Below are 15,003 nucleotides of genomic sequence, written 5' to 3' on the forward strand. Positions count from 1 at the left end.
CTCTATACTGATAAGAGTTAATGAAATGAAACAAGGTGATAAATATGGATTTTGAAATAAATTATCTTTCCTTTTATGTTGTACAAGTAGAAGGAAAAGGTGAAGCAGTTGATAAACGCTACAAACATTTTCAAACTTTAGACGCTGAAGAATATGAAGATAGCTCCTTAAAAGAATTTTTGAATGGTGAGTTATTAAAAATATCGAAGCGAAAAGTAGAACGTCATGCAAAAACAGAACAAGCCCCAACAAAAATTGGTCGCTTTATTGTAGAAGAAGGGCACGAACTTGATTCAAACCCTCATTACAACCTTTTTAATCGTATTCGCTTTGCAGAAACAAAAGAAAACTTTAAAGATATGAGCGAACCTCTCGTTTATACATATCTTGACACAAGCGCTGTACGTGGTGGTGTATTTTTAATTGCTCAGGCAAAACTACGCAAATACTTTGATGATCCATTCGTATTCGTAATGAAATGCGACTTTGAACCAAAGGTTGCTTCTATTTCTGATGAATCAACACTGATTCGTAACGTTGAAATGGCCATCACAACAAAGAATATGAAATCTATCCAATATCCGTACATGCCTGAAGAAGGGATGGTTGAAGTAGGCGAACTAAAAATTCATCAAGCATCACACGCCCGTTATTTTGAAGACTTCTTAAAATTCGTCGAGTATGAACGCTCTATGCCTGAAATTATGAAAACACAAGTAATGGACATGGTATATGACCAAATTGAAGATGTATTTGAAGAAGGTACGGAAGAACGCGAACAATTCGACCAAGCAATGGAAGTATGGGCTGCCAGTCCGAAACGCGAAATTATGGAACAATTTTCAACCGAAGAAGTAATGGAAGCTACCGCTCAAATCGTTGAGCATGCTCCTGAAGTGGAATTAAAACTAAAAGCCGATCATATCTCTGTGAAGGCGTTGCTTGCGGATTTCGGGGATCAAATACATATTGCGAAGGTAAATGATCGATATGTACTTATGATTGAAGCAGACACACTTACATTTGAAAAAGGCTTCTCTCCTATTGAGTTTCTGAAGCCGGATGAGCTGCAAGATGTGATTGAGCGGATTGAGAATAAGCAGCAGTATTCGTTTGATCCGAGCGGTATTGAATAAAGTGAAACTTTAATCAGTGGGGTTTTGTTCATCCCCCACTAATTATTAACCCTCACCAATCGGGCTTTTACGGGATAAATACTTCCATATAACTGTTGTTACTGGGCGCTTTTAATAAGCGCTCTTTTATTTATATTAAAAACCGACTCTACTAAGAATCGATTTTTCTGCTTTATAATAAAACATGTTTATTTTCAAATTTTTTTGATGCAAGATGACATTTGTTGCAGAATCAAATACATCCCTTCCTTGTTATACAAGCTTATTTCCATTAGAAATATCTACTTCAATATTTCTAGTTGACCAAGTCCTTCTATAAGTTGTTAAGATGCAAAATTCACTTTACTACTTCAAATTTATTGTACTCGTAAAAAGATAATTGAAAACGATATTCCGGATGTTCTCTCACCCAATCGTAGGCTTCTTCTAAAATTTCCATTTTGTTTTGCAAGTCATTAAGTTCACTACATTCGTCCCTTTTCTGTTTGCACAGAGGGCAGAATCCATTCACTATTTCCGCACTCGTCGCCCTAATAGTTTTACTTTCTAAATCAACTACTAGACGAAGAATAACAGAATGCTCTTCTTTTGTAGTCACCTTCATTTCAGCAATCCGATCCTCATTCCAAAAGACACCGTTTAATTCCATCTTTACTGTGACATCTTTAATATCCAAGTCTACCACTATCACACCTCCCTTGTACAAAACTCAATCTTACTCTTCTATTTTAAACTTTAATACACCACAACTTAAAGAGATATTAAGTTTTTTCCAATCCTTCTTTACTATGAAAGAAAGTGTAGTTAATGCTAATTGTGTGGTAAATATTATCCAAAAAACTAAAACAGTTAAAATGTTAAAGATTGTTTCCATTAAACTACACTCTTTTCTTTATATATATTTTTATTTTATTAATACGGTTTAAAACTCTTATTACGTCTTAACACTCCCAAAGCAATTATAATGCACCATCACAACAACAAGTTGATGCCTATTTAATATCAATACGCTGTTATTACATGTATGTAGTTAGAGATGGAGGAGAAATTCATTTAACCTCTGTATTCTCCTCCATCTCAGCCAAATACCTAATCTGCCGTTCCGCTTTTCTCACTGCTGTACGAAAATGTTTTTTCAGGAGTTCTACTGTATTTTCACTTATATAATATCTTTCCGTTATACTTTCCCACGTGTCACTACTTTCAAATGTACTCCATTCAAATGGGCGTTCTGTATTTTTCTTTAGTTCTTTAAACACCCATTTTCGCATCTTTTTTTTCGCTTTTTCTGTTAGTTTTCCGTTTTTTACAAGTTCAAGTTCACCATGTCTTTTGTATCGCTTATTAATATCTCTCTCGCTATACACTTTAAGAAGTATATTTGCTGTATTTTCAGCATCTGCTAAAGCACGGTGCTGTTTTCCTTCCCACGTTAAAGCGAGCTGTTCTACCGCAAATTGTAAACTTGGCGTATGTTCAAACAATTCCTCATATGCTTGGAAAACAAATTTTTGCAAATCAATTCTATTTTCTTTTTCTATACTTGGGCATTCAACACCATATAATGTACAATCATGAGATAGAAAGCGATAATCTTCTTTTCCCCATGAAACAAATATAGAACCTTCGCCGATGAACTGAATAAATTTCTCTATAATTCGAGGGAATTTTTCTACACCCATTAAATCTTTTTTCGTAATACCGGTTAATTTTGTTGTATGACGAGTTAATCGTGCACTTGGTTTTACTAACTCCGAAAATTCTTCAATTATCTTCATCGTACCTATTTCTATTTTTACAGCTCCGATATCAACTATTTCTGACGGATCTTCTGATTTATACGGTCTGAAATTCCTCTCAATATCAAACACAATAAAATGTGTAGCGTTTTTCAATTTATTTACCTCTTTCTAAATTCCTTTTCACACAAACACTTTATTTTCAGTATTTATTTATTCATGTACTTTATACAAAAATACTCCGAATAAATAAATGAAAATTCAGTCTCGTTATGATATGTAAGTAGGAGGACATCTATAAAAATGCAAAAAAAAAGAAGGGCGAGCCCTTCTTTTTTCAAAAATTACTTCTTGTTTACGTTAGTAGCTTGAGGTCCACGGTTACCTTGTTCTACTTCGAAAGTAACTTCTTGACCTTCTTCTAAAGTTTTGAAGCCTTCGCCTTGGATAGCTGAGAAATGAACGAATACGTCTTCTCCGCCTTCAACTTCGATGAAACCGAAACCTTTTTCTGAGTTAAACCATTTTACTTTACCGTTTTGCATGAAAAAAATCCTCCTACAATGTACCTATATGTACATATTCATTTTCAACCACCTTACAATAATAAGCCAGATATTAAAAAACTGCAACCCCTGAGGAGATTTAACATTGCTATCCTCCTCGGAAGTTACAGCTCATTTAAATCTCTATATTATTAAAAGTAAAATGGTTTAAATACACTATATCATATCAATATAATAAAAGTAAAGTTTTTTTCTTAAATTATTTTTTGTTCCCACTGCATTGCTTTTAATTCACCTGATCCGGCTACTACATAACCATCTTTTTGATTAACAATGCGCCATCCGTGCCCTTTAACTGAATCACATACTGTAACAATACCTTCTTCAAGAAGCACACGGCACACACTACTAATACCCGCCTTATTTTGCGTTGAAGTTGTATATAAAACATGTTGATCTACACTTAAGTCTAAATAACTACTTGCTTTCTGCTCACTTTGACATGTGTGCCAATATATTTTTTCACTTGCAATACTTTCATCTATTTTACAATAAGAAATATTCCCGCTAACTCCCTTGCACGATCCACTTGCCGCTACTAAATAAGAATTGTGTAAAGTCAACGCGGAGATCATTTGATTCATCGCAATTTTAATCCTCTTTAATTTACGTGTCTTCAAATCAAAGAGCCAAACACCACCATATTTAGCATGTATTTTCGTACCAATAAATAAGTAATGTTTATATAAAAATAACGATCGAATAGACGGTGCCGCACTGCCATACTCAAGAAACGGATGAATAGTTTCCCATGTCGAACCGAAATTATTAGAAAGATACAGCATTTTTTCTCCATGAGCAACAACAGTTCCTTGTACATTGCTACATACATTCCAACTCGTTGCTTTTGTTGGAAAACGCTGAATTGTCCAGTTCTCTCCACCATTCATACTACGAATAAAAATCCCTTCGTCACCTACACCATAAACTACATTATCTTCGCTATGTAAATCCCTAATTCGTTTTTGAAAACCATTTAAAATTCGTTTCCATTCTCCGTCTTGTTCAACAAATAAGCCATTATATGTAGTAGCTAACAACAGTTTTCCATCTCTTAACTTTGTAATAGCAGTTGCACTTAACATTGTCTCCACGTTGACACTCCCATTCTTAGAACTTCTCAGCAAATGCAATTGCAAAATTACTGCATTTTTCAACATCCTCTTCATCTTCTGGAGCTAATTCAATTTTCAGCCCTTCTTGTACAAGCTCTGCACCGCGTTCCACAAGACGTTCTTCAAATATCGTTACCGCTTCACAAAACAGTTCATACGCCGTATCACCCGATCCGAATACCGCTACCTTTTTCCCAGCTAAATCTATATTTTCTAAGTCATCATGAAAATCTTCCGCTTCAAATGGTAATTCACCATCGCCCCACGTATAAGATCCTAAAATGATTCCATCATAAGCTAATAATTCTTCAGCATCCATGCCTTCCATTTCTTGCAATACTACTTCATGATCAAAAGCATCTAAACTAACTTTAATTAAATCAGCAATACTCTCTGTATTTCCTGACATACTTGCATAAGCTATTAAAATTTTTGCCACTTTGGCATCCCCCTCTAACAATAAATGATTCTCATTCTCATTATATTAATAATGAGAATCAATTTCAATTTATTTTTTCTACTTTTATTTACATTTCACATTACTTATTTCAAATAAAGTGAAACTTTAATCAGCGGGGTATTCATCCCCCACCTAACTTCTTTGTTTCCGCTGAATTTTGAGGCGGGGGTCTTACTGCCCGGCAAATAGCGGGATAAAGTGAAAGTTTAATGAGTCCTCACCAATCAAGCTTTTTCAGACAGCCCACAAAGAGCGGAATAAATAAAAAAGCACAGATGACTATACAATCATCTGTGCTTTTTTATTACTTTTTAAAAATACCAAACGGCTTTCCAACTGGTAAAACAACTTTTCCGAAGTGTGTGTTTAACACTGCTGCTGCTGAACCGTAGAAAGATAACAATGAAATAAGAAGTTCAGAATATGCTGCTAAATTATGCATTGCGTGCGGCATAACACCTAAAGTACTTAATGAAAGACCAATAAATAAGAAATCAATAAGGACGAAGATCATAAATAATACTTTATGTGTTTCCATTGCACCAATCGTCATAAAGATTGTGAAAATCAAATATCCGATAAAGGCTACACCAAGCTGTTTTGAATCTGCAGCTTGTGCTAATTTTTCGCCAAATACTCCAAGTTGAATTAACCAAGTCATTCCAACACCTAACCAAAATAGGCCGTACGCACCAAATGCTGTCGTACCGAATGTATTGTTATGCTTTGCATCGTGAATGCAAGCAAAGATTTGTGCGAATCCTCCTAAAAAGATTGCCCATGGTAATACAAGTGAAACGCCATCTGTTAAGCCTAACTTTTGAGATGATGCTACAAGTGTTACCATCGCTAATCCAAATAGACCAATTCCAGATGGATCCGCTGTTGTCATTTTCACATGATGTGTAGTAGTTTGATTGCTCATATAAACCTCCTGATTATAAACATACTCGAATACAATACTTAAATCAGAAGCCTATGTCAATGGTTTTTTTTGTATGTTGTCAGACGTTATATTTTATAATGACTAAATATATTTTCGACCACTTCATAAGGTTTTATATTCACTTTTTCCAACTCGTTTATCGGTAGCCATAACGGAATATAACTTCCTCTATCTTCCCACTGAAATTCCTCAGCTGTTCCGCTTCCGAACACTCCGCCTGTAATATAGGCAGCATAATAATATTCATTTCCTTTATATTTTACCTTTGCAATAAGGTGCTCCACTTTTATATGTACCCCTAATTCTTCGTATACCTCTCTTTTCATTGCTTCTTCAGGCGTTTCACCTTCCTCAATCCCTCCGCCCGGAAAAACATAATATGTTTCCTCTTCTCGAATACGTTTTATAAGAGCGATTTTTCCTTCCTGTACAATGATAGCCGCCCCGCGATTTCTTATCATTTTATTACCTCAATACAAATCGCAACTGTTCCCCACTCTTTTTCTTGTTCTTTCGTATATATTTTGTATGTACTTTCTAACATTTCCTCTAAACTATCATTTTCACAATCCAATAATTTTTTATCGATTTGTTCATACATAGCTTTAAAGCTCTCGTATCGCTTTATTTCCGTTACTTTTACCGTCATCATTTCTTTTGTCGTAAGATTCGTAAATACGATTTCATCACCTTTGTTTATTAGTTGACGTTTTTCATCGTATAGGCGTACTTCATATACTTTTTTTCCTGATTGAATTGACTGAAACGGTTTATTATATAAACCCATTTCGTATCGCATACATCCCACTTCCTTTTGTTCATTTCACCTATTAATACAGTTCACATTACTACATCTTGCATATAATATTCCATACGTATCACTTAATTGAGAAAGGAGGCTGAAGAAGCATGTTATATTTAAATCAAAAACCTGAATATAATAAATATGATATTGGTGATTATACTTATAGTAAAGTAGGGCCAACCATTTTTTCTTGGAACGATGAAACAAAATTAAAAATAGGTAAGTTTTGTTCATTAGCAGAAGAAGTCGTTTTCATACTTGGCGGTGAACATCGCGCAGACTGGATAACAACTTATCCATTTAATGCACTTTTTGATGAAGGAGCACATATTACTGGTCACCCTTCTTCAAAAGGTGATATCGTAGTCGGCAATGATGTATGGATTGGTTATCAATCCTGCATTTTATCTGGGGTTACAATTGGTAACGGGGCCATTATCGGCGCCAGGAGCATTGTTACAAAAGATGTACCCCCGTATGCAATTGTAGCTGGTAATCCTGCAAAATTTGTTCGATATCGTTTCCCGCAAGAAACGATTGACAAACTAGAGAATCTCGCATGGTGGGACTGGGACATTTCTGTTATAAAAGGAGCCATTCCATTACTACTCTCCGACAAAATCGACGAATTTTTCACCTCACCCGAAAAAGAATCTACATGATCAATACAGAAAGAGCATCCTTTTTTCCGGATGCTCTTTCTGTATTTATTTTTTATTTATTTGCAAATGATTACACGGAGAACATTGAAAAGGAATTTTCCTTAAGCAATTAAGATTCGTTTCACAAATTTGTTCTATCGTTGGAACAAATGGAATGACAACTATGTTACTTTCTACCATTTGTGTAACAGGTGGCAATACTGTGCCTACTTGATGTTCGAAACGAATACTCGCTTGATTTATATAATTTCCTGAACCATTTGGCGCGCTCTGCACTACTACTTGGAACGAAACTGTCCGTGCTTCACCTGGATTTAAATTTCCTATAATAAAACCTGATACTGGGTTTACATTTGGCACTAGCGTATTATCAATCGTTACAGTTCCAAGGACAAATTGAACACTACTATCTAACATATCTTGAAAACGAATATTTTGTATTGCTGTATCCCCCGTATTTGTAATAACTGTCGTAAACGTAATAACATCGCCAATTGTTGCTGCCTGTAAATTTGCCGTTTTTACGACTGTCGTTGAGACATTTTGAGGAATAAACGGGATAACAACTGTATTGCTATCACCTTCAACTACTACTGGCGGCTCATTCGGATTTACAGTTGCGAGCCCATTTGCTATAGCAGTATTTGTAACTAAATTATTTATTTGTCCTCCTGTTATTACAACTTGGAAATTAATAATTGCTGCATCATTTGGCTGAAAATCACCTAACGGAATACCAGTATTCGGGTTAGCGAATGGAAAAGGTACATCATTTACCGTTACCGTGCCATTTATAAATAGCGTATTCGGATCAATGATATCTGTTAACACAATGTTGGTCACAGGGACTGTACTATCATTTATAACAGCGATTCCGTAAGTGACAACATCCCCTATCATTGCTACTTCAAAGTTTGCTCCTTTTGCAACAAATAAGATTGCAGTATTTACCGTCACTATAACTGTATTGCTCGTATCCATCACTGTAACTGGCGGCTCCCCTGGTACTAAAATATATTCTGCTAACGCCCCAGCAACGTTCACTACTGTACCACCATCTGGAAAGCTCGTAATCGTAGCTTCATATGTTACAATCGCCGTCTCACCGACTGGAATGTCTACAATCGTAAATCCAACCTGCGGATTTACTCCCGGACGAGCTACTCCATTTACAGTTACACTATTTGGTACAAAAACAGCTTCCGGAGATAGGACATCAATAAATTGAATATTCATCGCATCAGCAGTACCAGTATTTAATATTCGAACCGTATACTTTACTGTTTCTCCTACTCCAACAATTGAATGATCTACTTCTTTTTGCATATCTAAACTGCCTCTATTTACTGGTGTGACTGTCGTATTACTTGAATTCGTAATTGTAAACGGAGGTTCTCCTGGAATTAATTCAAAATCACCCGTTACTCTTGCTGTATTCATAATGCTACTAGAAGGCGGAACTGCGATTACATTTACTTCAAATGTAATTAATACGCTATCCCCTACTGCAAGATTAGGCAATACAAAGCCTACAAATGGATCTAAACCTACTTGCGGAATCCCATTTATTTGTACACTTCCAGGAACGAATTCTAAACTAGGTGATGGAACATCGCTAAACTGAACATTCGTTGCTGTTACCGTTCCCGTATTTGTAACTTGCACACTATACGTTAACGTATCTCCTAATCGTGTCGCTTCTTTATTTACAGATTTTATAACGCTGAATCGTCCTCTATTCACTCTAGTTATCGTCGTATTACTCAGCTCTGTTACTACAACCGGTGGCTCTCCTGGCACTAAAGTAAAGCTTCCTGATATATTTGCAACGTTCGTAATTGTTCCTGATGACGGGATGTTTGTAACTGTCGCTTGAAACGTCACTATAACTGTTTCACCTACCGGTATATCTCCAACTCCAAATCCAGTAATCGGATTTAAGTTTGGTTGCGGGGCTCCATTTATCGTTACACTATTTGATACAAATGACGCACCTGTTGAAATCGTATCAATAAACTGAACATTGTTAGCTGTTACTGTTCCTGTATTCGTTATTTGGACCGTATACGTTAATATATCTCCAACGAGAGTAGCAACCCTATTTACTTGTTTAATAACATTAAATTGCCCTCTATTTACAGTTGTAAGTGTTGTATTGCTCGATTGGTTTACTATAACTGGTGGTTCTCCTGGTACTAATACAAAACTTCCCGTTACATTTGCCGTATTGGCAATTGTTCCGTTTGTCGGCACACTAACAACAGTTACTTGGAATGTGACTTCTACACTTTCACCTGGATTTATATCTGGAAGCGGGAATCCATTATTCGGATTGAATCCAGGTTGTAACACACCGTCTATCATTACACTGTTCGGCACGAATGCTATAGAGGAAGGTAATACATCACTATATTGAACATTTGTCGCTATCACTGTTCCTGTATTTTGAACTACTGTTGTATATGTGATTGTATCGTCTACTGCAACAACCGGCTGACTTACTGATTTTAAAACATTCAAACCAGATTCATTGATTTCTGTTAATGTCGTATTACTTGTCGTTGTTTCCGTAATAGGCGGTTCTGTTTCACTTACAGCAAATGTAGCTGTAACGTCTACAAAATTAACAATCGTTCCACCTTCTGGTATGCTTGTAACCACTTCCTGATATGTGACAAGTACAAAATCATCGACAGGTATATCTGGAACTGTAAAACCAATGAAAGGATCTAATCCTGGTGCTGGTACCCCGTTTATGCTCACACTTCCTGGTACAAATGCTACACCCGCGGAAGTAGTATCGATAAATTGAACATTCGTCGCTGGCACTGTTCCGAAATTAAAAATCAATACATCATACGTTAATATTTCTCCTACCGTCGCTACTTCTTTATCTACTAGTTTCAATGGAAAAATAAACGCTATATTAATTGTCGTAACGACTAAATTTGTTAATATCGTTTCCGTAATCGGTGGTTCCTGCGGATTTGGTTGTGAAGTAAATGTAACATCTGCATCATTTAATATGACTTCATTATCTGGAATTTCTGTAATCGTCACTTGGAATGTGACCTCAATACTTCCACCAGCGATTAATAATGGAGTAACTGTAAATCCTATTTCTGGATTTAATCCTGGTTGCTGCACTCCACCTATCGTTACACTATTGTCAACAAACGTCGTCCCTTCTGGAATGACATCTTGGAAGAGTACATCTGTAACAGGGATAATTCCTACATTCGTTATTAGCACTGTATACGTTAATACATCCCCGACAGCCCCAGTTGCAACATCAACTGTTTTTGTTGCTGTTACTTCACCAGGAGGAGGTAACGGTATTGTAACTACCGTTGTATTACTTGAATTCGTTGTTGTTACAGGTGGTTGTAAAGGATTTAATAAGAAAGTGGCTGTAGCAGATGCTGTATTTAATACTGCTCCACGTGTAGACGTTGCAACTACCGTAACTTGGAACGTTACTGTCAATGCTGTTCCAGCTGCAATATTAGGAAGCTGGAAACCAACATTTGGGTCAAATCCAGGTTGTGGCGTTCCATTTATCGTTACACTATTTGCTACAAATGTTGTTTCTGGAGAAACTGGATCAAGGAAAGAGACATTCGTTGCTGTTACTGTACCGTTATTTCGAATGACAACAGAATACGTGTAAGTTTCTCCAAGTGCTGCTTGTTGTACAGATGAAGATTTTTGTATATTTAACTGCGCTGTGTTTACTTGCGTCACTACAAAATTACTATTTGTAACAGTCGTTATTGGAGGGTTTGCTGGATTTATAAGAAAACTTGCAGTAACGTTCGATTGGTTTCTTATATTTCCACCGCTCGGAACACTCGTCACTGTAACTTGAAACGTAATCGTAGCCGTTTGTCCGACCGGAATATTTGGTACCGGGAAACCTGCCATAGGATCCGCGCCTTGCTGTACGACTCCATTTATCGTCACACTATTTGCTACAAAGGCAGTACCAGACGGAATTGGATCTTGAAAAACAATATTCGTTGCAGGAACAGTTCCTGTATTTTGAATAAGAATCGTATACGTTAACGTATCTCCTACACCAGCTTGTGGTGTATTTACACTCTTCATTACATTAAGTGATCCTACATTCACTCGCGTCACAACAATATTACTAATCGTTACAATTGTAATTGGTGGCTGGAGAGGACTTACTTGGAAATCAGCAGTGACATTCGCATTATTCGGAAGAACTCTATTTAGTGGTACACTCGTGATTGTCACTTGAAAAGTGACCGTCACCATACCTCCTACCGGAATATTAGCAAGTGGAAATCCAGTTGTCGGGTTTAAACCTGGTTGAGGTGTCCCGTTTATTGTTACACTATTCGCTACAAAAGTGGTTCCAACCGGAATCGGATCAAGGAATGATACATTTGTCGCTGCCACCGTTCCACTATTTTGTATACGAACTGTATACGTTAACGTATCTCCTACACCGGCTTCAGTAGCACTTACACTTTTCATTACATTTAACCCTGAAGAATTCACGATCGTCATAACAGTATTACTTGGTACTGTTACAGTAATCGGTGGCTCTGTTGGATTTACAAGGAAATCTCCAGTTACATTCGCATTATTTACAACATTATTTCCTTGGGGAATTTCATCAATTAATACTTCAAATGTAACAATAACACTGGCGCCAGTAGGCAAATTATTTAATGGGAATCCAAGTTCTGGATCTGCCCCTTCTTGTAAAACACCATTCACAACTACACTATTTTCAATAAATAATGTCCCTTGTGGAATTGAATCTTGGAAAAATACATTTGTAGCTGGTACACTACCTGCATTTATAACTTCGATTGTATATACTAAAACATCTCCTACCGTTGCAACATCCGTATTCACTGCTTTCACAACTTCAAAGTTTCCTGATTGTACTGTCGTATTCACAACATTACTCGGTACATTGATTGTTACTGGTGGTTCATTCGGATTCACTTGAAAGCTTGCTGTTACATTTGCTTGATTTAAAATATCTTCATTTTCTGGATTCTGTACAATTACTACGTCAAATGTGACTACAACTGTTTGAGCCGCAGGAATATTCGGAAGAGAGAATCCTGTATTCGGATTTAGTCCACTTTGCTGTACTCCATTAATTGTTACAGAATTTGCAACAAATGAAACAGCAGAAGAAATAGGGTCTTGGAAAAATACATTTGTTAACGGAACGTTCCCTGTATTTTGGACGGCAATTGTGTATGTTAAAGTATCCCCTACCGCCGCTTGCGTTGTATTCACTTCTTTTATTACATTCAAACCACCTGTATTAACTTGTGTCACAACTGTATTCGTTAGTCTATTAATCGTTATCGGCGGCTGATTTGGAATAACGACAAAATTAGCAGACACATTTCCGCGATTCGGAATCGTACCTCCTGACGGCGTAGATGTTACTCGTACTTGAAATGTAACAGTCCTACTTCCGCCAGGAGATATATTAGCTACCGTAAACCCACTCGCTGGATTTGCCCCAGGTTGTGAAACCCCATCCACAGTCACACTATTTGCGATAAAAGTCGTTCCAATTGGGATCGGATCTTGAAAAATAACGTTCGTCGCAAGTACATTTCCTGTATTTTCAATTGTAATAGTGTACGTAAGAACGTCATTCACTGTCGCAAAAGCTCTATCTACTGTTTTTCTCGTTCTTATATCAGCTATGTTAATGGTAGTAACTACAGTGTTACTTGTCGCTTGCCCTGAAACTGGTTGTTGACCAGGCACTGGAGTAAAGGTAAATGTAGCACTTGCACGATTCGGAATTGGATTGACAAGAGGATTAGATGTTACTCGAACTTGAAAGCGAACTACAGTCGTTTGCGATGCATTAATACTTCCAAGATTAATACTACTTGCTGGATTCGCTCCTGGACGCGCTACTCCATTTACTGTAACGCTATTTGCGACAAATGTTGTTCCAGCAGGGATACTATCAACAAAAATAACATTGTTCGCAGTGACGTTTCCATTATTTGTGACATTAACTGTGTACGTTAATACATCATTAAGCGTTGCCGTCTGTAAATCTACAGATTTCTGCATACTTATGGTTGCTTGATTCACTGTCGTTTGTACTGTGTTTGAAGAAGACGTACTTGTAATAGGAGGACTACCAACGAAAGGACGGAATTGATATGACACCATTGCACGATTTAAAATAGGATTGGGATTCGGGAATGATGTTATTCGAACTTGAAATGTAACAATTCTTTGCGTGTTATTTGGGATTGTACCTAAATTAATTCCATTAGCAGGGTTTGCATTCGGCTGTGTTACTCCCTCTACCGTAACACTACCTGCAACAAACGTCGTTCCGTTCGGAATACTATCACGTAATACAACGTTTTCTGCACTTCCTGTTCCTGTATTTGGGACCGTAATCGTATAAGTGAGAGTATCCCCTACCCCTGCGACTGTTCTATTAACTGATTTAACAGGATTAATAATTGGACCTGTTGCATCAATTTGAACACCAAAACCAGCTGCAGCGTATCCATCTCCATTTGTAACGAAGCGAACAGTTGCTGACGTTTGATTATTTACTAATGATGCAGAGGCATTTACATTCGTAATATCCCACCCTTGTCTTCGGATCGCTAAAGCTATCCCTAACGGCTGATTCAAATTTCCAAATGTCCCGGTTGTATCTAACTCTCCAATGTCATTACAAATTTGAGACTGGAAGAAATTATTCGCAGGGTTTCTCGGTCCGAATAATGCAACTGTAGCATTTGCATTCGGTCCAAAGCGAAGTTGATCTCCAACAATGTTAGAATCGCCTTCTTGAGCAGTTACGAGCACTCTTCCTGTAACAGCTCCTGTTGCCGGCGTAGCAAATCCTGAAATAGTAGCATCAACTGGTGGTGATGAAGCATCAATAATTTCTTGGCCTGCATATACTGACAAATTTCGAAGTGGTAAACTTGCATTTTGATACACAACCTCAAGCGTCCATCCAGCTGAACGACTGATTGTCGGGTCGGCTGAAGTTCTGGCAGCAGGCACAGCACCCGTTGTATATGTGCCTGCCCCACCTGCACTAACAAGATTCGTTACATTGGCAGAGCGAGCATAATAAAACTGATTTCCTACTGAACCTTGCTGCGCGGTAGCAGGATCTGGCGTAACAGAAAACGTCCCTGCTGGCGTTGTAAATGTAATGTTATCATTTAAAAATGGTAAAACATCTTCCGTATCAGTCCGGAAAGTACCAGCCCAAACTAATTCTGCATATAACACACTGCTTCCCGCTGGAAGATTTAAAATTGCACTTGAAGAATTCAATTGCCATTCATCTGTTGTCCCTGCTGGGAATCCTGGTACTTGCAATGCTGTATTTACTGTCGTAAACACAGCAAGTGTACCAAAAATATTACCTGGTGCAGGTGATGTAGGGCTAAGTCCCAGCGTATTCCCAGTAAACGTGACGGCACCAGGTACCGTTGTCGTAAAACGATTTATAAAAGGCACACAATCATCTCATTTCATTTATAGTAAAAAGTGCTCTATACTATAAAATGTAGACA

Annotated in this window: 11 protein-coding genes; 2 read left to right on the top strand and 9 right to left on the bottom strand. The window is 37.3% G+C overall.

Annotated elements, in window-relative coordinates:
- The first annotated feature begins 44 nt into the window (after positions 1–44).
- Positions 45–1,136, top strand: coding sequence for a DUF3900 domain-containing protein (locus MKY21_RS17710; protein WP_000345046.1), 1,092 nt, complete (start codon positions 45–47; stop codon positions 1,134–1,136).
- A gap of 337 nt (positions 1,137–1,473) precedes the next feature.
- Here MKY21_RS17710 and MKY21_RS17715 read toward each other — a convergent pair whose 3' ends face one another.
- The 8 genes from MKY21_RS17715 to MKY21_RS17750 form a co-directional block, all read right to left on the bottom strand.
- Complete coding sequence (locus tag MKY21_RS17715) at positions 1,474–1,821, bottom strand: hypothetical protein (RefSeq protein ID WP_000227983.1); 348 nt, start codon at positions 1,819–1,821, stop codon at positions 1,474–1,476.
- 364 nt (positions 1,822–2,185) lie between these two features.
- Positions 2,186–3,031, bottom strand: coding sequence for an exonuclease (locus tag MKY21_RS17720; RefSeq protein ID WP_000786421.1), 846 nt, complete (start codon positions 3,029–3,031; stop codon positions 2,186–2,188).
- Between the two features lie 188 nt (positions 3,032–3,219).
- Positions 3,220–3,420 (bottom strand): cold shock-like protein CspB, encoded by a 201-nt coding sequence (gene cspB / locus MKY21_RS17725; RefSeq protein ID WP_001179150.1) that lies wholly within the window; start codon positions 3,418–3,420, stop codon positions 3,220–3,222.
- Positions 3,421–3,635: 215 nt separating this feature from the next.
- Positions 3,636–4,535, bottom strand: a complete 900-nt coding sequence (locus MKY21_RS17730) for a WD40/YVTN/BNR-like repeat-containing protein (RefSeq protein ID WP_000449494.1) — start codon at positions 4,533–4,535, stop codon at positions 3,636–3,638.
- Between the two features lie 16 nt (positions 4,536–4,551).
- Complete coding sequence (locus tag MKY21_RS17735) at positions 4,552–4,995, bottom strand: flavodoxin (protein ID WP_001062752.1); 444 nt, start codon at positions 4,993–4,995, stop codon at positions 4,552–4,554.
- Positions 4,996–5,320: 325 nt separating this feature from the next.
- On the bottom strand, positions 5,321–5,941 hold the full coding sequence (locus MKY21_RS17740; protein ID WP_000070938.1) for an acetate uptake transporter: 621 nt from the start codon (positions 5,939–5,941) through the stop codon (positions 5,321–5,323).
- 86 nt (positions 5,942–6,027) lie between these two features.
- Positions 6,028–6,423 carry an NUDIX hydrolase gene (locus MKY21_RS17745; protein ID WP_000620826.1) on the bottom strand — a complete coding sequence of 132 codons (396 nt, stop codon included), beginning with the start codon at positions 6,421–6,423 and terminating at the stop codon, positions 6,028–6,030.
- The gene (locus MKY21_RS17750) at positions 6,420–6,761 is read right to left on the bottom strand and encodes an ASCH domain-containing protein (protein ID WP_001268347.1); all 342 of its coding nucleotides are present in this window, start codon (positions 6,759–6,761) and stop codon (positions 6,420–6,422) included. Before MKY21_RS17750 ends, MKY21_RS17745 begins: the two co-directional genes overlap by 4 nt.
- A gap of 110 nt (positions 6,762–6,871) precedes the next feature.
- Between MKY21_RS17750 and MKY21_RS17755 the strand changes: the two genes are divergently transcribed.
- Positions 6,872–7,429, top strand: coding sequence for a CatB-related O-acetyltransferase (locus tag MKY21_RS17755; RefSeq protein ID WP_000966305.1), 558 nt, complete (start codon positions 6,872–6,874; stop codon positions 7,427–7,429).
- Between the two features lie 45 nt (positions 7,430–7,474).
- Here the strand turns inward: MKY21_RS17755 and MKY21_RS17760 are convergent, their stop codons facing one another.
- Complete coding sequence (locus MKY21_RS17760) at positions 7,475–14,947, bottom strand: DUF7507 domain-containing protein (protein ID WP_341077057.1); 7,473 nt, start codon at positions 14,945–14,947, stop codon at positions 7,475–7,477.
- Positions 14,948–15,003 lie beyond the last annotated feature (56 nt).

The sequence above is a fragment of the Bacillus sp. FSL R9-9497 genome (assembly GCF_038005805.1).
Classification (GTDB): Bacteria; Bacillota; Bacilli; order Bacillales; family Bacillaceae_G; genus Bacillus_A; species Bacillus_A cereus.